A 25,145-nucleotide genomic window follows, 5' to 3' on the forward strand; every position below is an offset into this window, starting at 1 on the left:
CCCGAAGAAAAGACGATGCCGGGCCTCACCGCCCAGCAGGCGCTCGAGAAGCTCACCTGGGAAGGGGCGGCGCGCCGCTATCCCGAAGGCGTGCCGGACAAGGTGGTGGGCCTCCTCAAGCACGAGCTCGGCCTGATCGAGACTCTGCGCTACGCGCCCTATTTCCTGACGGTGAACGCCATCGTGGCCTTCGCACGATCGAAGGACATTCTCTGTCAAGGCAGGGGCTCCGCCGCCAACTCGGCGGTCTGCTTCGTGCTCGGCATCACCAGCATCGATCCCGACCGCAACAATCTGCTGTTCGAGCGCTTCGTCAGCCAGGAGCGCAAGGAGCCGCCCGACATCGATGTCGACTTCGAGCATGAGCGGCGCGAGATCGTCATGCAGTGGGTCTACGAGACCTATGGCCGCGATCACAGCGCGCTGTGCTCGACCGTGGTGCGTTATCACACCAAGGGTGCCGTCAGGGACATCGGCAAGGCGCTCGGCCTGCCCGAAGACGTCACCAAGCTGCTCTCCTCGCAGGTCTGGGGTCACGGCGAGGGCATAGATGAGACCCGCGCCCGCGAGCTCAATCTCAACCTCGCCGACCGGCGGCTCACACTCACCCTCGAGCTGGCGCGGCAACTAGAAGGCACGCCGCGGCACCTGTCGCAGCATCCGGGCGGATTCGTCCTGACCCATGACCGCCTCGACGAGCTGGTGCCGATCGAGCCTGCGCGCATGGTCGACCGCCAGGTCATCGAATGGGACAAGGACGATATCGACATCCTCAAATTCATGAAGGTCGACGTCCTCGCCCTCGGAATGCTCACCTGCATGAAGCGCAGCTTCGACCTCCTGGCCGAGCACAAGGGCGTCACCCTCGACCTCGCCACCAGCCCGGCCGAGGATCCCGCGACCTACGCGATGATCCGCAAGGCGGACACGATCGGCGTCTTCCAGATCGAGAGCCGGGCGCAGATGTCGATGCTGCCGCGCCTGAAGCCCCGAACCTTCTACGACCTGGTGATCGAGGTGGCGATCGTTCGACCGGGGCCGATCCAGGGCGGGATGGTGCACCCGTACCTGCGCCGGCGGGAAGGGCTGGAGACGGCGCACTACCCGGGGCCGGAGATCGAGGAGGTGCTGGGACGGACGCTGGGCGTGCCGCTGTTCCAGGAGCAGGCGATGCAACTGGCGATCGTGGCGGCGAAGTTCACGCCCGACCAGGCCGACGGGCTGCGCCGGGCGATGGCGGCGTGGAAGCGTCGGGGCGGGGCGATCTACCGGTACGGGGTGCAGTTGATCGACGGGATGCTGTCGAACGGGTACACGCGCGAGTTCGCGGAGCGGTGCTTCGAGCAGATCAAGGGGTTCAGCGAGTATGGGTTCCCGGAGTCACACGCGGCGAGCTTCGCGATTCTGGTGTACGTGTCGTCGTGGCTCAAGTGCCACCATCCCGGGGCGTTCGGGGCGGCGCTGCTGAACAGCCAGCCGATGGGGTTCTACCAGCCGGCGCAGATCGTCCGCGACCTGCGCGAGCACGGGGTCGAGGTGCGCGAGGTGGACGTGAACCGCAGCGCGTGGGACTGCACGCTGGAGGACGAGGGGCGGGCGGTGCGGCTGGGGATGCGTCTGGTGCGGGGCCTGGCGCGCCGGGAGGCGGAGAAGATCGCGCAGGCCGCGCGGGCGCGGGGCCCGTTCGGATCGGTCGAGTCGCTGTGGCGGGCGTCGGGCGTGCGGGTCGGGTCGCTGCGGAGCCTGGCGCGGGCGGACGCGTTTACGTCGATGGGGCTGGACGGGCGGCGGGCGCTGTGGCAGGTGAAGCCGCTGCGGGACGAGTCGCTCCCGCTGTTCGCGCACCTGGACGCGACGGACGACGCGGGGCTGGAGCACCTGCCGGCGATCGGCGCCAGCGTGCGCGTGCTGCACGACTACACGGCGACGGGGCTGTCGCTCAAGGCGCACCCGGTGTCGTTCGTGCGCGGGCACCTCGACGCGTGCGGGGCGATCGGAGCGGGTGATCTGCGGAGCGAGCGCCTGTGCCCGGCGAAGCGGGTGGTGCTGGTCGGGGGCGTGGTGATCTGCCGCCAGCGTCCGAGCACGGCGTCGGGCGTGACGTTCATGACGCTCGAGGACGAGACGGGCGTGGCGAACCTCATCTTCTGGCGCGACACGTTCGAGCGGTACAGGCGGGTAGCGCGTCACAGCACGATGCTGCTCGTGCGCGGGACGGTGGAGCGTCAGGGCGAGGTCGTGCACGTGCACGTGCGCCACGCCGAGTCGCTGGACGAGCACCTGGAAGAACTGCCGTCGCTGTCGCGCGACTTCCACTGACGGTCGCCCGCCGGGGTGGGCGCGATTGTCAGTGCGCGGGCGTCCGGACGCGCACGAGCAACTGGCCGAACTTCACGGGATCGCCGGGGCGGACGCTGACCTCGGCGATCACGCCGCCCTCGAGCGCGCGGACGGTGCCGACGGTCGGGCGGTCCGACGTCGCCATGAGGTGCGAGACTTCGAGCTCGACGAGGGGGTCGCGCGCCTTGACGGCGTCGCCGGGCTTGACGAGCACCGCGGTGACCACCCCCGGCACCGGCGAGACGCACTCGCCCGCGCCCGCGACGGTGAGCCCGTGCCACGGCGGGCGTGCGGGCTCGGCGGGCGGGGCGGGTTCGGCGGGCGCCGGGCGGGGCGAGGTGTGGACCGGCGCGTGGGCAGGCGCGTGGTTGGCGCGCAGGTGCGAGGCGTCGACGCGAGCGCCCTCGACGCGACTGGCGGCGGAGGCGAACACGCCGGCGTCCCGCACCTCGACCTCGACGTCGTACGACTTGCCATCGACCGTGACGCGGAGTTTCATGAATCGGACCTCGGCGGGTTGCACGACGGCCTGCGGCGCGCGGTCGGCGCCCAGCGGGTCGTGGTTGGTGAACTCGTACTCGGAACGACGCGGCGCGTGGCGCGCCATCGCGACGGCACGCGGAACATCCGCGGGCCGCCCACCCATCAGCGCGACGATCGCGCCCGCGATGACGGCGGCGTGCGCACCGTGCGAGGCCGGGCCGTCGACGGGCGCGAGAGGCGGGGTTGGCGGGGTCTCGGGCATGACGGGGAAGGACCGGGCAACGCGGGGGACAGTGGACGATCAGAGCGGGATGAGGCCGTGCTTCTTGTCGGGACGCAGTTCGTGCTTGCGCTCGTACACGGCGAGCGCGTGCGCGATGAAGCGCCGGGTGTCGGCCGGCTCGATGACATCGTCGACCATGCAGCGTCCGGCCGCGACGAGCGGGTTGGAGAAGGTCGAGCGGTACAGGTCGACGAGTTCGGCGCGCTTGGCGTTCTTGTCGGCGGCGGCGGCGATCTCGGCGCGGAAGATGACCTCGGCGGCGCCCTCGGCGCCCATGACCGCGATCTCGGCGGTCGGCCAGGCGGCGACGGCGTCGGCCCCGAGCTCCTTGCTGGCCATGGCGACGTACGCGCCGCCGAAGGCCCGGCGGACGACGACGGTGATCTTGGGGACGGTGGCCGCGGAGTACGAGAACAGCAGCTTCGCGCCGTGCCGGATGATCCCGCCGTACTCCTGCTGCACGCCCGGGAAGTAGCCCGGGGTGTCCACGAGCGTGACGATGGGGATGTTGAAGGCGTTGCAGAACCGCACGAAGCGGGACGCCTTGTCGGACGAATCGATGTCGAGCGCACCGGCCTTGACCGAGGGGTTGCTCGCGACGATGCCGACCACGCGCCCCGTGACGCGCCCGAGCCCGACGATGATGCTGCCGGCGAAGCCCGACTGCACCTCGAGGAAGTCGTCGGCGTCGACCAATCGCCGGATGATCGCGTGCATGTCGTACGTGCGCCGGGCGTCCTCGGGCAGGATGGTGTTGAGCGTCTCGTCGCGCCCGGGCGGGTCGGCGAAGGGCACGCGGGGCGGGGCCTCGCGATTGCTGGCGGGGAGGAACGAGAGCAGCCGGCGGCAGATCGCGGCGGCGTGCCGGTCGTCGTCGGCGATGAAGTGGATGTTGCCCGAGTAGTGCATGTGCGCCTCGGCGCCGCCGAGTTCCTCGGCGCTGATCTGCTCGTGCGTCACCTGCTTGATGACCTGCGGGCCCGTGATGAACATCTGGGCGCGCCGGGTCTGGATCACGAAGTCGGTCATCGCGGGGCTGTACGCGGCGCCGCCCGCGCACGGGCCGCAGGTCAGCGAGATCTGCGGGACGACGCCCGAGAGCAGGGTGTTGTAGTAGAACACGCGTCCGTAGGCGGCGAGCGAGTCGATGCCCTCCTGGATGCGGGCGCCGCCGGAGTCGTTGATGAAGACGAAGGGAGAACTGGTCTTGAGGCTGGCGTCCATCGCCTCGACGATCTTGTCGCCGTGCACCTCGCCGAGCGCGCCGCCCCCGACGGTGAAGTCCTGGCTGGCGACGTGGACGACGCGTCCGTCGACGCTGCCCGCGCCGGTGATGACGCCGTCGGACGGGAGGTCCTTGGACGCCATGCCGAAGTGCGTGCAGCGGTGGCGCGCCAGCGCATAGCGCTCGACGAAGGTGCCGGCGTCGAGCAGCTCGTGGATGCGCTCGCGCGCGGTGAGGTTGCCCGCGGCGTGGTGCTTGGCGATGCGGTCGGCGCCGCCCCCCAGCGCGACGTGCGCGTGCGCGGCGTGGAGCGCGTCGATGCGCTCGGCCATCGTGCGGGGCGTCGCGGGCGCGGCGGGATGAGGGAGTGTCGATTCGGTCATGCATGGGCTCCTGGTTCTGCGTGCTCGCACAACTCCGTCAGCACGCCCAGCGACGCCTTGGGGTGCACGAACGCCACCCGCGCGCCGCGGGCGCCGACGCGGGGGTGGTCGTCGATCAGTCGTACGCCCGCGGCCTTGAGCTCGGCGAGTCGCGCGGGCAGGTCGGCGACGGTGTACGCGACGTGGTGCAGCCCCTCGCCCCGCTTCTCGAGGAACGCCGCGATCGGCGATTCGGGCGAGGTGGGCTCGAGCAGCTCGAGGCGCACGGCGTGCGGGCCGTCGCCCACGGCGTAGAAGGCGACGCGGACGTGCTGCTCGCCGACCTCCTCGACGCCCTCGAACCGGGCGCCGAGCACGCCCTCGTAGAACGCGCGCTGGGCGTCGAGCGACCGGACGGCGATGCCGATGTGGTTGACGGCGGCGGCGGGCGTCATGCGCGGACCTCGTGGTGCGTGGACGCGGGGGCAGGGGAGAGGGCCGGCCGCCGCGCGTCGGGTGTCGGGGCGGGGCGGGACGCGTCGGACAGGAACGCCTCGATCACCCGGGCCGCCCCGGCGCCGGGAGACTCGGATCCGTCGCGCACGCGGGGCTCGACGAGCCGGAGCGCGGCGGCGGCGGCGGGAGAATCGTGCACGAGCGCTCGGACGCGGTCGTCGATGACGGCGCGCAGCCAGCGGAGGCGCTGCTCGCGCCGGCGTCTGTCGAGTTCGCCCCCCGCGCGCCGGGCGTCGACGCAGTCGAGGATCGCCCGCCACACATCGGCGACGCCCTCGCCGGTGCGGGCGCTGCACGTGAGCACGGCGGCGCGACGCACGCCGTCCGGGTGCAGCACGCTCATGGCGGCGGCGAGATCGCCCGCGGCGCGGGCGGCCTCGCGCGCGAGGTCGCCGTCGGCCTTGTTGACGGCGATCACGTCCACCGCCTCCAGCAGCCCGCGCTTGATGCCCTGCAGCTCGTCGCCCGAGCCCGGCACCGACAGCGTCAGCACGCAGTCCGTCATGTCGGCCACGAGCGACTCGGACTGCCCCACGCCGACCGTTTCGATGAGCACGACATCGAACCCCGCGGCCTCGCACAGCAGCGAGGCCTCGCGCGTGCGCCGGGCCACGCCCCCCAGCGCGCCCGCGCTCGGCGACGGGCGGATGAACGCACGCTCGTGCGCCGAGAGGCGCGCCATGCGCGTGCGGTCGCCCAGGATCGAACCCCCGGTGACGACGCTGGAAGGATCGATCGCCAGCACCGCGACGCGGCGGCCTTCGTCGCAGAGCATCAGCCCGAGTCGTTCGATGAACGTCGACTTGCCCGCCCCGGGCACGCCCGTGACGCCCACCCGCACCGCGCGACCGGTGTGCGGCAGCAGCGCGTCGAGCAGCGCGTCGGCGTCGCGGGCGTGGCGCGGATGGCCCGACTCGACCAGCGAGATCGCGCGGGCGAGCGCGCCGCGATCGCCCGCCAGGACGGCGGCGGCGAGCAGTTCGGCGGGCGCGCGGGGCAGAGTGCTCACGGCAGGGCCGCCTCCGGGGCGTGGTGCCCCAGGCGTCGGAGCAGTTCGTTGAGCACGCGGATGGCGGCCGGGGCGATGGGCGTGCCGGGCCCGAAGATGGCGCTGACGCCGGCGGCGCGGAGGTGCTCGTGATCGCTCGGGGGGATGACGCCCCCCACGACGACCATGACGTCCGCGCGTCCCGCGCGGGCGAGGGCATCGATGAGCGCTGGGACGAGCGTGAGGTGCCCCGCCGCCAGGGACGAGACGCCGACGATGTGCACGTCGTTCTCGACGGCCTGTCGCGCGACCTCGTCGGGCGTCTGGAAGAGCGGGCCGATGTCGACGTCGAAGCCGAGATCGGCGAAGGCGCTCGCGACGACCTTCTGCCCGCGGTCGTGCCCGTCCTGCCCGATCTTGGCGACGAGGATGCGGGGGCGGCGGCCCTCCTGCTGCTCGAACGCCGCCGCGTGCTGGCGGGCGCGCATCACGGAGACGTCGTCGCGCCCGGCCTCGGCGACGTAGACGCCCCGGGCCGCGGCGACGGGCGCTTCGTGGCGCCCGTAGACCTTCTCCAGGGCCGCGGAGATCTCGCCCAGCGTGGCGCGGGCGCGGGCGGCCTGGATGGAGAGCTCGAGCAGGTTGGCGGGCGTGCGCCCGGCGGCGGCGTCGGTGAGCGCGTCGAGCGCGCGGGCGACGGCGTCGGGGTCGCGCCGGCGGCGCAGGTCGCGCAGGCGGGCGATCTGCGAGTCGCGCACCGAGGAGTTGTCGATGCGGAGCACGTCGACCGGCTCGTCGGCGCGCGGGCGGAACTTGTTGACCCCCACCACCGCGCGCCGCCCGGAATCGATGGCGGCCTGGGCGCGGGCCGCGGCCTCTTCGATGCGCAGCTTCGGGATGCCCCGCTCGATCGCGCGGGCCATGCCCCCCAGGTTCTCGATCTCCAGGATGTGCTCCCACGCGCGATGGGCGAGCTCGTGCGTCAGTCGCTCGACGGCGTACGACCCGCCCCACGGGTCGATCACGCGGCAGGTGTCGGTCTCGTGCTGCAGGAAGAGCTGCGTGTTGCGCGCGATCCGCGCCGAGAACTCGGACGGGAGCGCGAGCGCCTCGTCGAGCGCGTTGGTGTGCAGGCTCTGGGTGTGCCCCTGCGTGGCGGCCATGGCCTCTACGCACGTGCGGACGACGTTGTTGTACACGTCCTGGGCCGTCAGGCTCCACCCGCTCGTCTGGCTGTGGGCGCGCAGGCACATGCTCTTGTCGTTCTTGGGGTTGAAGGTGCGGACGATGGTCGCCCACAGGAGGCGCGCGGCGCGCAGCTTGGCGATCTCCATGAAGAGGTGGGTGCCGATGCCCCAGAAGAAGCTGAAGCGCGGGGCGAAGTCGTCGACGTCGAGCCCGCGCGACACGCCCGTCCGCAGGTACTCGAGCCCGTCGGCCAGGGTGTAGGCGAGCTCGATGTCGGCGGTGGCGCCCGCCTCCTGCATGTGGTACCCGCTGATGGAGATGGTGTTGAAGCGGGGCATGGCGCGGGCGCAGAACTCGAAGATGTCGCCGATGATCCGCATGCTGGGCCCGGGCGGGTAGATGTACGTGTTGCGGACCATGAACTCCTTGAGGATGTCGTTCTGGATGGTGCCCGCGAGGCGGGCCGGCGACACGCCCTGCTCCTCCGCCGCCACGACGTACATCGCCAGCACGGGCAGCACCGCGCCGTTCATTGTCATGGAGACGCTGATGTCGTCGAGGGGGATGCCCTCGAACAGGCGCTTCATGTCCTCGACGCTGTCGATCGCGACGCCCGCCATGCCGACGTCGCCCGCGACGCGCGGGTGGTCGCTGTCGTACCCGCGGTGCGTCGCGAGATCGAACGCGACGGACAGGCCCTTCTGCCCGGCGGCGAGGTTCGCGCGGTAGAACGCGTTGCTCGCCTCCGCCGTGCTGAACCCGGCGTACTGACGCACCGTCCAGGGCTTCAGGGCGTACATGGCGGCGTACGGCCCCCGGACGAACGGCGCCAGCCCGGGGAACGTGTCCACGAAGTCCACGCCCGCCAGGTCCGCCGCCTGGTACTCCGGGCGGAGGGCGATCCGCTCGGGCGTCGGCCAGGCGAGGTCGCCCGGGCCCGCGCCGAACGCGTCGCGGACGGCGTGCGTCCACTGGTCGGCGTTGCCGGGGCGTGAAGGCGACGCCAGCGGCACGGCGGCGAAGTTCGGGATCGTGCTCACGCGTACACCCCTTCCTCGGCCAGCAGCGACGTGAGCACCTCGACCACGTCGCACTTCACGAAGATGAACCGGTCGATGCCCGCGTCGCGGTACGCCGCCTCGTGCCCGCCCGGGTTGCCCGCGAGCACGATCCGCCGGGCGCCCGCCCCGCGCAGCACGGGCGCGAATCGCGGGATGGCGTTCTGGTAGGCGTCGTCGGGCCCGCACAGCACCGCGATGTGCGCGCCGCTCTCGACGAACTCGACGCCCGCGGCGTCGGGCGAAACGTCGGGCACGCTCTCGCGCACGTCGAACCCGCCCGCCTGGAACAGGTGTCGCGCGTACGTCAGTCGCGCCAAATGACGCGGCGCAGTACCCACCGCGACCAGGAACACGCGCGGACGCCCGCCGCACTGCTGCGCGTAGCGGTCGCACGCGTCGCGCAGGCGCTCGAAGGCCTCGGCGAACGGGTGCACGTGCACGGGCGTGTGGATCGCCGCCGGCTTGTCGTCCGCGGGGCGGAGCAGGTCGGCGATCTCGCGGACGGACGCGTTGGCGCGGGCGGCCTGGAGAGCGTCGGCGCAGCGGTCGGACCGATCGCCCGACGCGGGCGTGCGCGGGGCGGGCGCGCGCCCCGCGAGCCGCGCCCGGGCGGCGCCCACGATGGCATCACGATCGGACGGCGTGACGGCCGGGCGTGTCTCGTTCGCCAGCGGGAACTCGCTGACCCCCACCACCACGTCCTTGCGTGTGGCGAGGTTGTGGATGCGGGGCAGCATCGCGCCGTCGATCTGGCGGGCGACCCAGCCGTCGGCGAGCGCCCGCGCCATCCCGCCCCGCGACTCGATCTCCTGGAGCAGCGCCCAGGCCTTGGCGGCGACCTGGTCGGTCAGATGCTCGATGTACCACGAGCCGCCGGGAACATCGCACACGCGGTGCAGGTGGCACTCGTCGAGCAGAACGTGGTGCGTGTTGCGCGCCACGCGCCGGGCGAGGGGCGAGGGATCGCCGATCGCGGCGTCGAAGGGCGTGACGCCGATCGCGTCGGCGCCGGCGAGCCCGGCCGCGACCGCGCACGTGGTCGTGCGCAGGATGTTCACCCAGGGGTCGCGGGTGGTGAGGACGCGCTTGCTGGGGCGGACGTACATGGTCATGGCGCGGGCCGGGTCAGACCCGCCGCAGGCTTCGACGACGCGGGCCCAGAGCCGCCGGGCCGCTCGGAGCTTGGCGATCGCGAGGAACAGCCCGCACCCGGTGGCGAAGGAGAACAGCACCTGCCCGGCGGCCTGATCGACGGTGAGGCCGGCGCGGGTCATCGCCCGCAGGTATTCCAGCGCGGTGCCCATCGAGAACGCGAGGTCCTGCGTGGCGGTCGCCCCGGCGTGGTGGTACGGCGCGGTGCCGACACGGACGGCGCGGACCAGCGGGAGGCGCTGCACGCTCCAGCGGGCCAGTTCGCCGAGGCGCGACATCCCTTCGTCCAGCGAATAGGGCAGGTGCCCGTCGCGCGCCAGCACCGCGAGCGGGTCGGCCTGGAGACACCCTCGGGCGACCTCGAACGACACGCCCCGCCGCTCCCACAGGGCCGCGAGCATCGCGGACGCGGGCGTGAACGCGGCGCCGGCCTCGAGCGAGACGGTGATCATCTCGAGGTGCACGCCCTGCAGCACGCGGTCGAGGTCGTCGACGGTGTACGCGGCGATGCCGTCGCGGGCGGCGAGGTTTCGCCCGACCGGGTCCGCGGGATCGAGCTGGGCGCGCGCGCACGCGTCGAGGCGCAGCACGAGCGAGGTCGCGCCGCCCTCGAGTTCGTCCAGGCATGCGCGGTTCGCCGCGAGCGGGTCGGCGTCGGCGACTTCCTGGCGGATGTCCCACCCGTGTCGCGACACGCCGAGCAGGCGAGCGCCGCGCGTCATGGGCATCAGCCCGCTGTGCCCGGAAGGATCGCCGCCCGGGACGGCGTCGTCGCGCGTGTACAGCGGCTTGATGTCGATGCCCTCGTACGTGTGCGTGACGAGGCGGCGTTCGAACGGGGCGCCCTGCAGGTCGATCTCCACGAGCGCCCGCCACGACGCCTCGCTGACGCGCGGGAACTGCTGGGCGGTATCGAGCGTCTTCGGCAGCATCGCGGCATGCCTCCGGGAAGTGGTCGCCTGTCCGACGCGAGCGTAGTCCGACGCTTCGCCGGATCGCTTGGAATTGAAGGCGCTCCGGCGCGTGAGTAGTGTCCGAGGCCCGCGGACCAGCGTCGATCGTTCAGAGTGTGTGAAGCGGGCCGGGGAGGCGCCATGGGACGTGTCGATACGGCGGCGGAGGCGGTCGCGCATATTCGCAGCGGCATGAACGTGTTCGTGCACGGGAGCGCGGCGACACCGGTCTCGCTGCTCGACGCGCTCGCCGCGCGTCCCGATGTGCGCGACATCACGCTCTTTCACCTGCACACCGAGGGCACGGCGTCGTTCCTCTCCCCCGAAGTCGGGGATCGAATCCGCTCATGCTCGTTCTTTACGGGTGCGGCGGCGCGCCCGGCGGTGCAGGAAGGCCGCGCGGACTTCATCCCGGTGTTTCTCTCGGACATCCCGGGGTTGTTCACGAGCGGGCGCATCCGGCTGGACGCGGCGCTGCTGCAACTCTCGCCCGCGGATCGGCACGGGATGCACACGCTGGGGACATCGTGCGACGCGGCGCGGGCCGCGGCCGACAGCGCGGGGCTGGTGATCGCCGAGGTGAACGCGCAGATGCCCCGAACGAACGGGAACACGGTGGTCCCGGGCAAGCGCTTGCACGCGTGGGTGGAGACCGACCGACCCCTGCCGGCGCACGCGCCGGCGCCGATCGGCCCGGTAGAAGCGCGGATCGGGGAGATCATCGCGGACCTGGTCGAGGACGGCGCGACGCTGCAGATGGGGATCGGGGCGATCCCCGACGCGGTGCTTGCGCGCCTGGGCAACAAGCACGAACTGGGCGTGCACACGGAGATGTTCTCCGACGGGCTGATCCCGCTCATCGAGGGCGGGGTGGTGACGAACCGGCGCAAGGACGTGCACCCCGGGCGGACGGTCACGAGCTTCTGCAGCGGGTCGACGCGCCTCTTCGACTTCGTGCACCAGAACTCGCTCGTGGAGTTTCACGGGTGCGACCGCACGAACGACACGGCGCTGATCCGGCGCAACCCGCGGGTGACGGCCATCAACAGCGCGCTGCAGATCGACCTCACGGGGCAGGTGTGCGCGGACTCGATCGGGCACAAGATCTACTCGGGGATCGGCGGGCAGCTTGATTTCATCCGGGGGGCGGCGCTCTCGGAAGGGGGCAAGCCCATCATCGCGCTGCCCTCGACCGCCGCGGGCGGGACGATCTCGCGGATCGCATCGGAACTGACCCTCGGCGCGGGCGTCGTCACGACGCGCGGGCACGTGCACTGGATCGTGACCGAGCACGGGGCGGTCAACCTGTACGGGCTGAGCCTGCGTCGCCGCGGCGAGGCGCTGATCTCGATCGCGCACCCGGACTTCCGGGGTGAACTGACGAAGCGTTTGGCGGCGACGCGCCACTACGCGTGCTCGTGAGCGCGGCGGCGCGGCCTGCTACGCCCGCCCGGAGAACCGGCGGGCGACCGCGAGCGCACGCATGACCGAGCGCTTCTTCGCCTGGTGGTCGAGCATGCGGCGCATGACGGTGCCGAGCAGCTCGATAGCTTCGACGATGAACGGGCCCTTGTTGAGCATGACGCACTCGGCACGCTCGCCCATGGCGGCGTCGGTCACTTCCGCGCGTGACGGGCGTCCTTCCTTGGCCATGGATTCCAGCACCTGGGTGGCCCAGATGACAGGGACGTGGGCCGCCTCGCACAGCCAGAGGATCTCTTCCTGCACCTCGGCGAGGCGGTCGTAGCCGACCTCGACCGCGAGATCGCCACGGGCGATCATGACGCCGGCGGCCGGTGCGTGCAGGGCGGCGAGGAGCAGCGCCGGGAGCCGCTCGAAGGCGTGCGAGGTCTCGATCTTGAGCACGACGCCCACGCCCGGCGCTCCGAGGTCGCGCAGGCGTGCCCGCACGTCGTCCACGTCCGCGGGCTCTCGCACGAACGACAGGCCGATCATGTCGGCGTGGGCGGCGGCGAGCGGGAGCACCTCGACGTCCTCGGGCGTGAGCCCGCGCACCGGGATGTCGGTATCGGGAAGGTTGATGCCCTTGTCGGCGCGGATCTTGCTGCCGTCGCGGGCGGCGGTCGTCACGCGGAGTTCGAGGCACCCCACGCCCACGTGCACGATCACGGCGCCGACGCGCCCGTCGTCGAACCACACCTGCCCACCGGGGCGGCAGCGGGCAAAGGCCTGCGGCAGCGTGCACGTGATGACCGCCGCCCCACCGTCGGACGCGGGACGCCCGGCCGGCGCGTCGAACGAGACGACCAGCGGATCGCCGGGCCGCACGACAATCGCCTGCTGGGTGGGAGGAAGCGGGCCGACGGTCGCGCGCGGCTCGCGCCCGTCGGGGGTGCGCAGGCGCAGCACTGTTCCCGTGCGCACGTAGATCGTGCGGGTCGTTCGCGCGCGGACGACGCCCCGCGCCTCGCCCGCGCGCGTCGGAGAGACCTCCACCGCGAGCGTGCGGCGGCGGCCGCGCGCGTCGCGCAGCTCGATCACGTCGCCCGTGCGGAGTGCGTGGAGCCAGTCGCCGTCCACGGGCAACGCGCGGGGTTCCTCGCCCGGGGCGTCGTGCGCGGCGCGGAGGATGACCTCCCCGGGCGACACGACTTGCCCGAGCGCGTCGCGCCCGGGCTTGATGCGCAGCACGCGCGGGCCGGGCTCGATCGGCCCGGTGCGGATCTTCGGCCCGGCCAGGTCCATCAGGATCCGGCATGCGACGCCCGCCCGCGCGGACTCCGCGCGCACCAGGCGGCACATGCGCTCCCACGCGCGCGGGCCATCGTGCGCCGTGTTGATCCGCGCGCACGTCATGCCGGCGTCGAGCATCCGTCGCACCAGCCCGGCGTCTTCCGCCGCCTCGCCCGGCAGCGTCACCATGATGCGAACGCCCGCACCGGAGTCGCCCGGGGCGCGGCTCGCGCCCAAGAGGCTCTGCGCGCGTCGCTCGAGGATCTCGCGCCCGTCGCGCAGCGAAACCGGCGCGACCCCTCCCTCCGCCTCCTCTGGCGTGCGCGTCAGGCACTCCAACGCCGCGATCACCCCGTCCAGGTTCGCGAGCACATGGGCCTCGGCACGCCCGAGCGACGACAGCCCGTGCGCGGCGAGCGGCTCGTGCAGGTCGCGCAGGTCGTCGCTGCGCAGCGCGAGGTAATGCAGCAGGTTGCGCGCGCTCGCCGCCGCGCCCGCCATCGGGCCCGGCGCGCCCGCCTGCGGCGCGTCCGCCTCGGCCCGGGCCAGTTGGTCGAGCATGTCGGCGTGCGACCGCTCGGTTTCCAGGCACGACCGGCGCACCGCCCGAAGGCGGGCGAGCAACTCCAGGAGCGGCCGGCGGTCTTTCATCGCCCGGAACTGTACGATCGGGGCTTACCGCGGCGCGGTGCGGCGTGCGTCGCCGCTTGGCACTTTTATCGTGGCGTCATGTTCCCGCCGCATCCTTCCCGTCGGCCGCACTGTGCGGCGGCCGGAAGGGAGCCCCGTTGGCCAGCAACGACGACACGGCGTCCAACTTCTTCGAGAACGGGAAGCAGATCACGGCGTCCGTCACGGTGCAGAAGCCGGCGTCGGAGGTGTACCGCCTGCTGTCGGGGATCGTGGGCCTCCCGCAGTTCGTGTCCGAGGTCGGCACGCTCGGCCCGCGGAACGGGAACCGCATCGAGGGCACCGCGCGGGCGGGCGATGAGTCGTTCTCGTGGGAGGCCGAGATCATCCGCGAGGAGATGGACCGGCTGTTCGCCTGGCGCACGGTGGGCGACCCGCCCGTGCCGCACGCGGGGTCGGTGTCGTTGCGCGAACTGCCGTTCAAGCGCGGCACTTCGGTGAAGGTGATCGTGGACTACGTGCCGGGGCAGACCTCGATCGGGCAGTCGTTCGAACGGGAGCTGGGGAAGAACCCCGAGGCGTTCCTTCAGGCGACGCTGTTCCGTTTCCGCGAGCTGCTCGAGGCGGGAGAGGTGGCGACCACGAAAGGCCAGCCCGCCGGCGCGGATCGCGGGCGCGACGTTGAGGGATCGAAGGACGAGCAGAAGTTCTCGCCGAAGGAGCGTGCATGAAGGCCGTGTGCTGGCATGGGGCCGAGGACCTTCGCGTGGAGGACGTGCCCGAGCCGCGGATCACGAATCCGCGGGACATCGTGGTGCGTGTGACATCGACGGCGATCTGCGGGTCGGACCTGCACCTGTACCACAACTACTTCCCGGGCATGTCGAAGGGAGACATCCTTGGGCACGAGTGCATGGGCGAGGTCGTCGCGCGCGGCTCGGCGGTCACGAACCTGCGCGAGGGCGACCGGGTGGTCATCCCGTGCACGATCGCGTGCGGGTCGTGCTTCTTCTGCAAGCGTAAAGAGTTCTCTGCGTGCGACAACTCAAACCCGAACGCGGTGGAATCGGCGGGCGTGCTGGGGTACCCGTGCTGCGGGATGCTGGGGTACTCGGCGATCACCGGCGCCTACGCCGGCGGGCAGGCGGAGTACATCCGCGTGCCGTTCGGCGACGTCGGGCCGATCAAGATCCCCGAGGGCGTGCCCGACGAGAAGGTGCTGTTCCTGTCCGACATTCTGCCGACCGGGTGGATGGGCGCGCTGAACTGCGGCGTGCAGCCGGGCGATGTCGTCGCGGTCTGGGGCGCCGGCCCCGTGGGCCAGATGGCGGCACGCTCGCTCCTTGCGCTGGGGGCGCACCGCGTGATCGTGATCGACCCCGTGCCCGAGCGACTCGCGATCGCGGCCCGCGCCGGCGCGGAGATCTTCAACCCCGACGACGGGGGCGACGTCTACGAGCACCTGCTCGACCAGACGGCCGGTCGCGGCCCGGACGCGTGCCTCGACGCGGTGGGCATGGAAGCGCACGGGCACGGGCTCATGGGCGCGATCGACCGCGTGAAGCAGTCGGTGGGCATCGAGACGGACCGGCCCGCGGTGCTCCGTGAGGCGATGCGCTGCGTGCGCAAGGCGGGCACCATCTCGCTCCTGGGCGTGTACTCGGGGATGGTCGACACGATCCCCATGGGCGTCGCGTTCAACAAGGGCGTGACGTTCCGCATGGGGCAGGTCCGCGTCCAGGCGTATCAGCACCAGTTGCTGCACCTGATCCTCGAGGGGCGTCTGCAGCCCGAGGACATCATCACGCACACCCTGCCCCTCACCGACGCGCCCGACGCCTACCGCATGTTCAACAAGAAGGAGGACAACTGCCTCAAGGTTGTCCTGAAGCCGTCCGCGACCACCGCGGGCGCGGTGAACGGCACGGCCTGAGGCGAACCGGAGGACCACGATGCACCTTGATTCACCGCTCCGCCTGCTCGGCGAGGCGATCCAGATCATGTACAACGCCGAGGGCCTGCTCGTGCTCGCCATGCCGCGCGTCGCGGCCCGGGCGCCGGATGAGTCGCTCCGGCGCGCCCTGGCTCAGCACCTCGACGAGACGCGGGCCCAGGCGATCCGCCTCGAGCAGGCGGCCACGCTGCTGGGGGTTCCGTGCCAGGGGCGCCGGTCGATGGCGATGGAAGGCCTGCTGTCCGACGGCGAACTGAACCTCGGGTACGCGGGCGACGACACGCTGGTCTCGCTGGCCATCATCGGAACGTGCAGCGCGGTGGAGCACTACGAACTGTCGATGTACGAGTCGATGCTCATGCTCGCGCACATGGCGGGCTCGACCGAAGCGGCCGAGCTCTTCAAGGCGACGCTCGGCGAAGAAGAACGCGCACTGCAGTCGCTGCACGAGGCGTCGTCCGGGCTGCAGCAGCAGCTCCGATCCGGGGCCGCCGCGGGCAACGGTGGAGGCGTGCGGTAGCGCCCGGCGGACGGCGCGCGCCGGGGGCGCACGAGAGGCGGAGGGCGCATCGCCGAGAGCCCAGGGCCAACTCCGGATCGACGTCGCCTGCCCGACGCGCTGGGCCTGCTGCTCGGCGGGGCGGGAATCCTCCTGCTCGCGCAGGCTCAGCCGACGCCCGCGCAGGACGCGCCCCCCGCGCAGCGCGGCACGCGCGGGGATGACGCCGCCGCGCCGCCCGCGGAGGCGGAATCGCAGCGCATCCTGACGGCGCTGCGGGCCTCACGCTGGTTCAGCGATGCATCGGTGCGCGTTGAGAACGCCATCGTGTTCCTCGACGGGGAAGCCCAGACCGAAGAAGCCCGCGCGTGGGCGAGCGAGGTCGCACGCTCGCGTCCGGGCGTGCTGGGGGTTGTGAACCGCATGGACGTGGCGAGCCCGGACGCGATGGAGGGCCTGCGTCAGCTCCGCCGCGACGTGCTGCGTGCGCTCCCCACGCTGGGCTTCGCGCTGCTCATCGTCGGCGTCGCGGCGGCGGGCGCGTGGGCCGGAACGCGCGGGGTCCGGCGCCTGCTGCATCCGCGCATCCGCGCCCCGCTGCTGCGAGACCTCATCGCCCGCGCCGTGGGCGTGCTGATCCTGCTCGCGGGCGTGTACGTCGTGCTTCGGGTGTCGGGGCTCACGCAGTTGGCGTTGACGGTCGTGGGCGGCACGGGCCTGGTGGGCCTGGCGCTCGGCATCGCGTTCCGCGACATCGTCGAGAACTACTTCGCCAGCATCCTGCTCAGCGTGCACCGCCCGTTCGAGACCGGCGATCTCATCGAGGTGGCCGGCGTCACGGGCTACGTCCAGCAGCTCAACGTCCGCACCACGATGGTGATGACGCTGGACGGCAACTTCGTGCAGCTTCCCAACTCCGTGGTCTACAAGAGCACGCTCAGCAACTTCACGGCGAACCGCAACCGGCGCGAGAGCTTCGTCGTGGGCATCGGCTACGACGATCCCATCGACCGCGCGCAGGAGGTCGCGCTGCGCGTGCTGAACGACCATCCCGCGGTGCTCGATGATCCGGAGCCCTGGGTGCTCGCCGACAACCTGGGCGCCGCGACCGTCAACATCCGCGTGTACTTCTGGCTCAACGGGCACGAGCACAGTTGGCTGAAGGTGCGCTCGTCGGTCATCCGTCTCGTCAAGCGGGCGTTTCAGGAGCAGGGCATCTCGATGCCCGACGAGGCGCGCGAGGTGGTGTTCCCGCACGGCGTGCCGGTCGTGCTGCACGACGATCGCCGCACGACAGACGCGGACGACCTCGCGCCGTCCGGGCCTGCCGCCGGGCGCTCGCGCGCCACGAGCGCGGATACCGCGTCGACGCGGGCCGAGGGCGGGCTCACGAGCGAGGCGGCGGTGCTGGGCGAGCAGGCGCGCCAGGCCAAGCCGCTCCACGACTCGACCGACCTGCTCTCGCCCCACGCGGGCGGCCCGCCGGCGTAGGCGGGCGGGCCGGGTGCACCGGGCGGGCGCGACCGCGCGCGGGCCATCAGGGGCGTGCGACGGCCCGGACGTAGCGGGGCTGCGTGCGCGTCGCGACCGCAACGGTGACTTCGACGACGCCGACGAGGACGTGAGGGATCCACACGATGTCGGCGTAGCCGAGCAGCCAGGGCGACGCCGCGAGGAACGCGCCGCCGATGCCGTCGAGCCACAGGTGCGGCACCATCTTGATGATCGGCGCGAGGCCCAGCTCGTACGCCGTCATCAGGCTGTAGACGATGATGCTGATGCCCAGCACCACGGGCACCCAGGTGCCCGGGCCGTTGTACGCGAAGCCGAACAACCACGGGGCCGCGATGAGCGCAAGCCCCACGATGTAGTCGAGAACGCCGTGCACACGGGTCGGGATCATGCGTGACCTCTTTCTGGCAGGCCCATGCGGCGGGCGCGGCCACCGCAAGCGTGCACGGCGCGCGTGAACGCAGCGGCGCGCGGGCGGTAAGCGACCGCTCACGACGCCTTCCTCGCGGGGATTAGCGGTCAGTCCCGCACACCGGCACGGGAGGCGGGTTCGCAGAACACCGGCCGCGATTCGGCGTGCACGGGCTGGGTGCACCGCGGGCGCACGGATACCCCGCAAGGAGCAGTTCGGCCTGCGCTGTACGTCTAGACAGCGTGCTTCAGGAGGCTCGGCGGCGACGGCGGACCGCGAGCAGACCCAGGCACGCGCCCGCCATGGCGGCGGCGCCGGGCAGCGGCACGACTTCAACGCCCTGCGAGAAGTCGAGGAACCCGAGACCGGTGTTCTGGATGGGGGTGAAGTTGAGGTTGGTGGGTCCGCCCTTCACAAATGCGTTGACGTTGTTGAGGGGCGATCCCACGCCGTTGGTCCCGCTCGTCGACGACAGATAGACCTCGAACGACTGATTCGTCGTGATGAGCGGGCGGATGTTCAGGTGGTACGTGCCGGCGGCGAGGAAGAAGTTCGCCACGTCGGCGCGGAGCGTGTACTCGGTCAGGCCGAACGCGGAACGCCCTGTGGCGACCCAGGTGAAGCCGGTGGTGGCGGTGCCCGACGCCACGATCGTGCCGCCGTTCCCGCTGCTGACGCCCGAGCGGATCTCGAAGGCGTAGCCGGTGGGCGTGCGGTTCGACAGGAAGTTGCCGAAGAGCGCCTCGACGCTCGTGGACGTGGGCATGGCGAAGTCGTCGAAGACGCGCTGATCGGCGGTCACGGTTCCGGAGTTGTTCGACACCGTGTAGTTGCCGACGGCGTTGCGCCGGTCGAAATCGCCGCCGTAGAACACGATCGGGCCGGCCAGGGCGGCCGAAGCGACCGTCCAGCCGAGTGCCGCCGCCGTGATAGTGTGCACGCGCATCGTCTATGTCCCCGAAGTTGCCCGAGGAGAATACCAGAACAGGGGAGACAAGGCAAGCGGGTTCACAGGACATTGACACTCGCCCGCCTCACTCGACGGGTCCGCACGCGTGCGAGTACCATCCGCCCGCGCCGGACGACTCCCACGATCGCGCCGGACACCGGGGGGTTTCGAGATGGTCGTGAACTGGAGCCTTGTGGCCGCGTGTGCGCTCGCGGTCGGGATGATGTCGCCGACGGGCACTCCGCAGGCCGCGGAATCGGCCGCGACCGTCCGTCGCGTGGCGATCATCGGCTGCCACCAGCAGCCCCGCCCCGCGCCGGCGCTGGAGCGGTACGTCGAGGCGAAGCCGGACGTGGTGCTGTGGGTCGGCGACAACGTGTACGCCGACACCAAGGACGATCCCACGCACATCGAACGCTGCTACGCGGTGCTCGAGAGCAAGCCGGGCTTCGCGGCCCTGCGCGAGCGGTCGATCTTCATGGCGACGTGGGACGACCACGACTACGGCATGAACGACGACGGGAAGAACTACGCGCTGAAGCGACAAAGCCACGCGATCTTCCGCAAGTTCTGGCGGCACGAGGACCGCATCCCCGCGGACCGGCCGGGGGTCTTTCACGCCGACATCTTCGGGGCGCCCGGCTCACGCCTGCAGGTCATCATGCTCGACGGACGCTTCAACCGCGATGATCCGGGCGACACGGCCGACACGCTGGGCGAGCCCCAGTGGGCGTGGCTGGCGGAGGAACTCAAGAAGCCCGCGGACCTGCGCCTCGTCGTCTCGGGCTACCAGGTGCTGCTCGACCGGGACACGAAGTTCGAGACCTGGGCCAAGTTCCCGGGCGCGCGCGATCGCCTGTTCCGGCTCATCCGCGAGACGAAGGCGAACGGCGTGGTCTTCATCGCGGGCGACCAGCACTACGGCGAAGTGAGCCGCATCCGCGGGGCGCTCGGCTACGACGCGATCGAACTGATGTTCGCCGGCATCAACCAGGAAGAGCCGTGGGTGTTCAACTCCGCGCGGGTCTCGCCGGTGGCGAACTCGCTGCACTCGTACGCGCACATCGACATCCAGTGGGAGGCGACGTCGGGCGATTACGCCGACAAGCCCCACCTGCTGTTCCGGTGCTTCGACGCCGAGACCAACGCGCTCGAACTGACGTACCGCGTCAACCTCGACGAACTGCGCCCGCCGCAGTAGCGGGCGCTCTCCGGGCTATCTCGTCTTGAGGCGGGACAGCCCGGCGTCTACCCCGACGACCTGCCCGGTGATCCAGTCGCTCTGCGGGTGCAGCAGGAACGCGATGACGCGCGCAACGTCGGCCGGGCGGCCGATGCGCCCCAGCGGGTGCATCGCGACCGACGCCTTCAGGGCCCCCTCGTTGTCGGTGATCCGCCGGGCCATGGGCGTCGCGACGAGCCCGGGCGCTACGGCGTTGAAGCGGACGCCCGCCCCGGCGTACGTCGCCGCCGCCGCTCGCACCAGACCCTCGACGCCCGCCTTCGACGCGGCGATGGCCTCGTGGTTCGCCAGCCCGATGCCCGCGGCGCACGACGACAGCAGGACCACGCTCCCGCCCGCGCCCTTCATGTGCCTGCCCGCGGCTCGCGCGAGCGCGAACGCCGTGCGCAGGTTGAGGCCCACGGTCTCGTCGAACTCCTGCGCCGACGTCAAGTGCGCGGGCTTGAGCAGGATCGACCCCGCCAGGTTCACGGCGCCGGAGATCCCCGGGTGCGCCTGGAAGACGGCGTCCACCGCGTCGAAGTCTCGCGCGTCCACGCACGCGACCTGCCCGTCGCACGTCGCGGCGGTCTCCTCGAGCGCCGAAGGAGTTCTGCCGGCGAGCACGATCGACCAGCCGTCGCGGTGCAGCATGCCCACGAGTTCGCGCCCGATGCCGCCCGCCGCGCCGATGACGAGGCATGTTCGTTGTGCCATAGCCGTGCTTACTCCATCAGCCCGAGGGCGATGACGCCCCGGGACGTCCACGCGATCGTGCGTACCCAGTTGGTGAACACGAGCCGGCGCCACGCGCGCGGGTCAAAGCCGGACGCGAGCCGCGCGTGCAGCGGCACCTGCACCGCGAAGGTCGAGGCCCAGATCACCGCGAGGTGGACCAGCCCGATCCACGAGAGCAGCTCGCGATCGTCCGCGCCGCCCGCCGCCCAGAGCAGCAATAGCGCCGAACCGGCCTCGATCAACATCAGCGGGCCGACCACCAACGTCGTGCGCCGCTGGTGGGCCCTGGCGTACTCGGGAACCGCGTCGGCGGGGATGTGCCCGAGCAGCGGGTAGTGCACGATCTGGACGAACCAGATCAGCCCCACCATGAACCACGTCGCGCCGGCGTGCACGGCCGGGACCAGTGTCGTCAGCCCACCGGGCACGCGAACTCCTTGAGGTCGGGGCGGTCGCCCGCCGTCGCGTGCCGGTACGACCGCACGACCTGCCCGCGATGGATCACGAACGCCCCGGGCATCTGGAAGCCGTCGCCCTCGAGGCGGCCCACGCCGTGCCCGCGGAGGGCGGCCAGCACGCCGGCCAGCCAGACGCGCGGGCCGAAGAGTTGCAGGAACGACCCGCGCCCGAGTTCCAGGGCGCGGTACAGCAACCGGTCCGGGTCGGCGAACCAGGCCGCCGAGGTCAACCCGTGACGCAGCCCGACCGCGCGCAGGTCGTCCGAGGATGGGGCCATGCCGACGACCGCGAGGCCGATGCCGGCCTTCTCGATGTCGGCGTGCCAGCGCGCCAGGTCCGCGAGCGTCTGCTTGCAGAACGTGCACCCCGAGTGACGCAGGAGCACCACGAGCGTCGGACGATCGTTGGTGTGGGCACGCAGCGTGCGGCCCTGTTCATCACGCAGCGCGTCCAGCGCGGCGTCCAGGGGAACGGCTCCCTCGGGCGGCGCCGGCTGGGCCACTCGCGCCGCGTGCCAGAGAATCATGGCGAAGGGAATCCACCACAGCAGGTCGTTGGTGAGGATGGTGACGCCCATGGACCAGGGGAGCAGGCCTCGCGCCGCCGCGTCGACGAAGCCGATGGGGCCGAGGATCTTGCCGATCAGCCCGACGAGCACGATGGGCCAGTGGCGCGCGGGGTCTCTCGCCGCGAGCAGGTAGCCGAGCCCGTAGACGCCGACGATCATGCCGATGCACGCCCACAACTGGGGCCACAACTCGCGGCTTTGGGGCGCGGCGCCCAGCAGCCCGAGCGTCCACACGGGGGCGAGCGCCATGGCGCTTCCCCAGACGATGTTGTACGCGCCCGCACCGATCAGCCACCCACGCATCCAGCGCGGGGTCGTTGTCGTTCGCAGGGAGTCAGCGGGCACGGGAGGTCCTCACGACCGGCACAATCGCGGGCCGGCACCGAAGAAGATCGACACGACGCGGCCCTGCGGTGAATGAATGCGTAGTCTCACTCCTTCGTACCATGCACGCCCATGGCCCGCGACTCGGCCACATCCGCACGCCGACCGGGGCGCCCGACGACCACGGGCCGGCTCGTCATTGTCTTCGGCGACCAGCTCGATCTGGATGCCCCGCTGCTGCGGTCGCTCGAACCCCGCGACACGCTGCTGATGATGGAGGTGGCGGGCGAGTCGCGCCATGTCCCCAGCCATGCGGCGCGGACCGCGCTGTTCCTGTCGGCGATGCGCCATTTCGCGGCGGAGGCTGGGCACCGGGGGATCCGTGTGCGGTACGTCGCGCTGGACGACCCGGAGAACACCGGCACATTAGAAGGGGAGATCGCCCGGGCCATCGACGTCCTCCGGCCGTCCGAGATCGCGTGCACGCACCCCGGCGAGTGGCGTGTGCTGTCGATGCTCCAACGCGTGTGCGACGGCGCCGCGATCCCGCTGCGCGTGCTGCCCGACGAGCACTTCCTGACGACGCCCGAGGAGTTCGCCTCGTGGGCGGCCGGTCGCGCCTCGCTCACCATGGAGTTCTTCTACCGCGTGCAACGGCGCAAGACGGGTTACCTGATGGAGGGATCCGGCGCGGGCGCCACGCCCGCGGGTGGCGTGTGGAACTTCGATTCCGAGAACCGTCTGCCGTTCGGCCCGCGGGGCCCCTCCCCGCGCCCGCCTCCGCCGCGCCGCTTCACGCCCGACGAGACGACGCGCGCCGTCTTCAAGTGCATCGCGCGGGTGCTCCCCGACCTGCCCGGCTCGGTCGAGTCCTTCGCCTGGCCCGTCACGCGCGCGCAGGCGCTCGAAGCCCTCGACGACTTCATCACGCACCGCCTCGCCCTGTTCGGCCCGTTCGAGGACGCGATGTGGGCGAGCGAGCCCACCCTTTACCACTCGACCCTGTCGTGCTCGCTCAACCTCAAGCTGCTGCACCCGCGCGAGTGCTGCGACCGCGCCGTCGCGGCCTATCACGCCGGACTCGCGCCGTTGCAGTCCGTCGAGGCGTTCGTACGCCAGATCATCGGCTGGCGCGAGTTCATCCGGGGCGTCTACTGGCTCGAGGGCCCCGCGTACGCCCAACGCAACGCGCTCGACCAGCACCAGCGCCTCCCCGCGTTCTACTGGACCGGCGACACCGACATGGCGTGCATGAAGGCCTGCATCGGCCAGGTGCTCGACACCGGCTACGGGCACCACATCCAGCGCCTCATGGTCACCGGCAACTTCGCGCTCATCAGCGGGGTGCACCCGCGGGCCGTCAGCGACTGGTACCTGGGAATGTTCGTCGACGGGGTCGACTGGGTCACCCTGCCCAACGCGCTGGGCATGGTGATGCACGCCGATCGGCGTGCGGACGCCGGCCCGGGCGTGACGGGGCTCGTCGGCACCAAGCCGTACGCCGCGGGAGGTCGGTACATCGATCGCATGAGCAACTACTGCGCCTCGTGCCCTTACGACCCCGAGGCACGGAGCGGTCCGTCGGCGTGTCCGTTCACCCTTTTCTACTGGGACTTCCTGATCCGGACGCGCGAGCGGCTGGCGAAGAACCAGCGCATGGCGATGATGCTCAAGAACGTGGACCGCATGACCCCGCAGGTCCGCACGCAGATCACGATCGACGCCGATCTGCTCCGTCGGCGGCTCTGGAAGTAGCCTGCACCCGGTGCGCGGCAAGGACGCTCCGCACGCGATTCGTGCACCGATCGGCGGCGGCTACTCCGCCGTGCGCAGCCATCGGGCGAGGTCCACGGTCCCGACCCGCGCGACGCCGCGGGGGACGAGCGTGCGGACCTGCGCGTGAGCGCCGAAGTACCCGGCCTGTTCATCGACCACGACGCGCCGCGGGTCCGCCTTCGCGGCGAGGCGTCGCTCGATCAGCACGGCCATCGGCAGGGCTTCGGGCCCGGCGATCTCGACCACGCCGTTCTGCGGACGTCCGACAACGACCTCCGCCAGCTGGGCGGCGACGTCGTCCGCCGCGATCGGCTGCATCTGGATGGCCGGCACGCGGATCTCCCCGTTGCGAGTCGCCGCGTCCGCCACCGCCGCGAGGAACTCGAAGAACTGCGTCGATCGGACGATCGTGAACGGCACGCCGCCCGCGCGGACAAGGTTCTCCTGCACCACCTTCGCACGCATGTATCCGCTGTCGGGCAGGTCGTCCGCGCCGACGATCGAGAGCGCGACGTAATGCCGAACGCCCGCGGCGGCCGCCGCCCTGATCAGATTGCCGGTCGATGCGCGGAAGAACGCCATGACCGCGTCGTCGGCGAAGGACGGCGAGTTTGTGACGTCCACGATGCACTCCGCCCCGCGCACCGCCTCGGCAACGCCCGTGCCCGTCACGGTGTCGACGCCTGTCGAGGGCGACACGGGCGTGACCGCGCAGCCCCGCTCGCGCAGTCGCCGGGTCAGCTTGGTTCCGATGAGCCCGCTGCCCCCGACAATCACAACGTTCATCACACACCTCCGGCGAGCGTCGCGGCGTCGAACACGCGCGGCGGCCCGGCATCGAGCGACAACCACGATCC

General features: G+C 71.6%; 21 protein-coding genes. 8 read left to right on the forward strand and 13 right to left on the reverse strand.

Features of this window, described 5'->3' with window-relative positions:
- Nucleotides 1-2,319 (forward strand): error-prone DNA polymerase (locus tag SFY69_04700; protein ID MDX2131333.1); only part of this gene is annotated, 2,319 nt, incomplete at its 5' end.
- 28 nt (nt 2,320-2,347) lie between these two features.
- Here the strand turns inward: SFY69_04700 and SFY69_04705 are convergent.
- The 6 genes from SFY69_04705 to SFY69_04730 are packed head-to-tail and all read right to left on the reverse strand — an operon-like array spanning nt 2,348 to nt 10,530.
- On the reverse strand, nt 2,348-3,085 hold the full coding sequence (locus SFY69_04705; protein MDX2131334.1) for a biotin/lipoyl-binding protein: 738 nt from the start codon (nt 3,083-3,085) through the stop codon (nt 2,348-2,350).
- A gap of 39 nt (nt 3,086-3,124) precedes the next feature.
- Nucleotides 3,125-4,663, reverse strand: coding sequence for an acyl-CoA carboxylase subunit beta (locus SFY69_04710; GenBank protein ID MDX2131335.1), 1,539 nt, complete (start codon nt 4,661-4,663; stop codon nt 3,125-3,127).
- Nucleotides 4,664-4,710: 47 nt separating this feature from the next.
- On the reverse strand, nt 4,711-5,148 hold the full coding sequence (mce, locus tag SFY69_04715) for a methylmalonyl-CoA epimerase (protein MDX2131336.1): 438 nt from the start codon (nt 5,146-5,148) through the stop codon (nt 4,711-4,713).
- Nucleotides 5,145-6,218, reverse strand: a complete 1,074-nt coding sequence (meaB, locus tag SFY69_04720) for a methylmalonyl Co-A mutase-associated GTPase MeaB (protein ID MDX2131337.1) — start codon at nt 6,216-6,218, stop codon at nt 5,145-5,147. Before meaB ends, mce begins: the two co-directional genes overlap by 4 nt.
- A complete protein-coding gene (gene scpA, locus SFY69_04725) occupies nt 6,215-8,425 on the reverse strand; it encodes a methylmalonyl-CoA mutase (protein ID MDX2131338.1) in 2,211 nt (736 codons plus the stop codon). The genes meaB and scpA overlap by 4 nt, the downstream gene beginning before the upstream one ends.
- On the reverse strand, nt 8,422-10,530 hold the full coding sequence (locus tag SFY69_04730; GenBank protein MDX2131339.1) for a methylmalonyl-CoA mutase family protein: 2,109 nt from the start codon (nt 10,528-10,530) through the stop codon (nt 8,422-8,424). Before SFY69_04730 ends, scpA begins: the two co-directional genes overlap by 4 nt.
- 162 nt (nt 10,531-10,692) lie before the next feature.
- Between SFY69_04730 and SFY69_04735 the strand changes: the two genes are divergently transcribed.
- Nucleotides 10,693-11,973 (forward strand): acetyl-CoA hydrolase/transferase C-terminal domain-containing protein, encoded by a 1,281-nt coding sequence (locus SFY69_04735; GenBank protein MDX2131340.1) that lies wholly within the window; start codon nt 10,693-10,695, stop codon nt 11,971-11,973.
- 18 nt (nt 11,974-11,991) lie between these two features.
- Here SFY69_04735 and SFY69_04740 read toward each other — a convergent pair whose 3' ends face one another.
- The gene (locus SFY69_04740) at nt 11,992-13,896 is read right to left on the reverse strand and encodes a pyruvate kinase (protein MDX2131341.1); all 1,905 of its coding nucleotides are present in this window, start codon (nt 13,894-13,896) and stop codon (nt 11,992-11,994) included.
- A 137-nt stretch (nt 13,897-14,033) separates the two neighbouring features.
- Here SFY69_04740 and SFY69_04745 point away from each other — a divergent pair, with 137 nt between their 5' ends.
- From SFY69_04745 to SFY69_04760, 4 genes are all read left to right on the forward strand, one after another.
- Nucleotides 14,034-14,606 (forward strand): hypothetical protein, encoded by a 573-nt coding sequence (locus tag SFY69_04745; GenBank protein MDX2131342.1) that lies wholly within the window; start codon nt 14,034-14,036, stop codon nt 14,604-14,606.
- Nucleotides 14,603-15,808, forward strand: coding sequence for a zinc-dependent alcohol dehydrogenase (locus SFY69_04750; protein ID MDX2131343.1), 1,206 nt, complete (start codon nt 14,603-14,605; stop codon nt 15,806-15,808). The genes SFY69_04745 and SFY69_04750 overlap by 4 nt, the downstream gene beginning before the upstream one ends.
- A 19-nt stretch (nt 15,809-15,827) precedes the next feature.
- On the forward strand, nt 15,828-16,349 hold the full coding sequence (locus tag SFY69_04755; GenBank protein ID MDX2131344.1) for a DUF892 family protein: 522 nt from the start codon (nt 15,828-15,830) through the stop codon (nt 16,347-16,349).
- A gap of 243 nt (nt 16,350-16,592) precedes the next feature.
- Complete coding sequence (locus SFY69_04760) at nt 16,593-17,819, forward strand: mechanosensitive ion channel family protein (GenBank protein MDX2131345.1); 1,227 nt, start codon at nt 16,593-16,595, stop codon at nt 17,817-17,819.
- Nucleotides 17,820-17,865: 46 nt separating this feature from the next.
- Here the strand turns inward: SFY69_04760 and SFY69_04765 are convergent, their stop codons facing one another.
- On the reverse strand, nt 17,866-18,231 hold the full coding sequence (locus tag SFY69_04765; protein ID MDX2131346.1) for an SPW repeat protein: 366 nt from the start codon (nt 18,229-18,231) through the stop codon (nt 17,866-17,868).
- A gap of 268 nt (nt 18,232-18,499) precedes the next feature.
- Nucleotides 18,500-19,198 (reverse strand): hypothetical protein, encoded by a 699-nt coding sequence (locus SFY69_04770; GenBank protein MDX2131347.1) that lies wholly within the window; start codon nt 19,196-19,198, stop codon nt 18,500-18,502.
- 181 nt (nt 19,199-19,379) lie between these two features.
- On the opposite strand from SFY69_04770, the gene SFY69_04775 reads away from it, so the two are divergent.
- The gene (locus tag SFY69_04775) at nt 19,380-20,402 is read left to right on the forward strand and encodes an alkaline phosphatase D family protein (protein ID MDX2131348.1); all 1,023 of its coding nucleotides are present in this window, start codon (nt 19,380-19,382) and stop codon (nt 20,400-20,402) included.
- 15 nt (nt 20,403-20,417) lie between these two features.
- Here the strand turns inward: SFY69_04775 and SFY69_04780 are convergent, their stop codons facing one another.
- From SFY69_04780 to SFY69_04790, 3 genes are read right to left on the reverse strand one after another with little or no spacing between them, the layout of a single operon-like run.
- On the reverse strand, nt 20,418-21,140 hold the full coding sequence (locus tag SFY69_04780) for an SDR family oxidoreductase (protein ID MDX2131349.1): 723 nt from the start codon (nt 21,138-21,140) through the stop codon (nt 20,418-20,420).
- An 8-nt stretch (nt 21,141-21,148) separates the two neighbouring features.
- Nucleotides 21,149-21,589, reverse strand: a complete 441-nt coding sequence (locus tag SFY69_04785; protein ID MDX2131350.1) for a hypothetical protein — start codon at nt 21,587-21,589, stop codon at nt 21,149-21,151.
- Nucleotides 21,574-22,533, reverse strand: coding sequence for a peroxiredoxin-like family protein (locus SFY69_04790; protein ID MDX2131351.1), 960 nt, complete (start codon nt 22,531-22,533; stop codon nt 21,574-21,576). The genes SFY69_04785 and SFY69_04790 overlap by 16 nt, the downstream gene beginning before the upstream one ends.
- A gap of 111 nt (nt 22,534-22,644) precedes the next feature.
- Between SFY69_04790 and SFY69_04795 the strand changes: the two genes are divergently transcribed.
- Nucleotides 22,645-24,267, forward strand: coding sequence for a cryptochrome/photolyase family protein (locus tag SFY69_04795; protein ID MDX2131352.1), 1,623 nt, complete (start codon nt 22,645-22,647; stop codon nt 24,265-24,267).
- Between the two features lie 60 nt (nt 24,268-24,327).
- Here the strand turns inward: SFY69_04795 and SFY69_04800 are convergent, their stop codons facing one another.
- On the reverse strand, nt 24,328-25,074 hold the full coding sequence (locus tag SFY69_04800; protein MDX2131353.1) for an NAD(P)H-binding protein: 747 nt from the start codon (nt 25,072-25,074) through the stop codon (nt 24,328-24,330).
- Nucleotides 25,075-25,145 lie beyond the last annotated feature (71 nt).

The organism is Planctomycetota bacterium, assembly GCA_033763975.1.
GTDB lineage: Bacteria > Planctomycetota > Phycisphaerae > Phycisphaerales > UBA1924 > RI-211.

Excerpts from the sequence above, each read along its gene's own strand:
- SFY69_04705 (MDX2131334.1), bottom strand. The coding sequence starts at position 3,085 with ATGCCCGAGACCCCGCCAACCCCGCCTCTCGCGCCCGTCGACGGCCCG.
- SFY69_04710 (MDX2131335.1), bottom strand. The coding sequence starts at position 4,663 with ATGGCCGAGCGCATCGACGCGCTCCACGCCGCGCACGCGCACGTCGCG.
- mce (MDX2131336.1), bottom strand. The coding sequence starts at position 5,148 with ATGACGCCCGCCGCCGCCGTCAACCACATCGGCATCGCCGTCCGGTCG.
- SFY69_04730 (MDX2131339.1), bottom strand. The coding sequence starts at position 10,530 with ATGCTGCCGAAGACGCTCGATACCGCCCAGCAGTTCCCGCGCGTCAGC.
- SFY69_04735 (MDX2131340.1), top strand. The coding sequence starts at position 10,693 with ATGGGACGTGTCGATACGGCGGCGGAGGCGGTCGCGCATATTCGCAGC.
- SFY69_04740 (MDX2131341.1), bottom strand. The coding sequence starts at position 13,896 with ATGAAAGACCGCCGGCCGCTCCTGGAGTTGCTCGCCCGCCTTCGGGCG.
- SFY69_04750 (MDX2131343.1), top strand. The coding sequence starts at position 14,603 with ATGAAGGCCGTGTGCTGGCATGGGGCCGAGGACCTTCGCGTGGAGGAC.
- SFY69_04755 (MDX2131344.1), top strand. The coding sequence starts at position 15,828 with ATGCACCTTGATTCACCGCTCCGCCTGCTCGGCGAGGCGATCCAGATC.
- SFY69_04765 (MDX2131346.1), bottom strand. The coding sequence starts at position 18,231 with ATGATCCCGACCCGTGTGCACGGCGTTCTCGACTACATCGTGGGGCTT.
- SFY69_04770 (MDX2131347.1), bottom strand. The coding sequence starts at position 19,198 with ATGCGCGTGCACACTATCACGGCGGCGGCACTCGGCTGGACGGTCGCT.
- SFY69_04780 (MDX2131349.1), bottom strand. The coding sequence starts at position 21,140 with ATGGCACAACGAACATGCCTCGTCATCGGCGCGGCGGGCGGCATCGGG.
- SFY69_04795 (MDX2131352.1), top strand. The coding sequence starts at position 22,645 with ATGGCCCGCGACTCGGCCACATCCGCACGCCGACCGGGGCGCCCGACG.
- SFY69_04800 (MDX2131353.1), bottom strand. The coding sequence starts at position 25,074 with ATGAACGTTGTGATTGTCGGGGGCAGCGGGCTCATCGGAACCAAGCTG.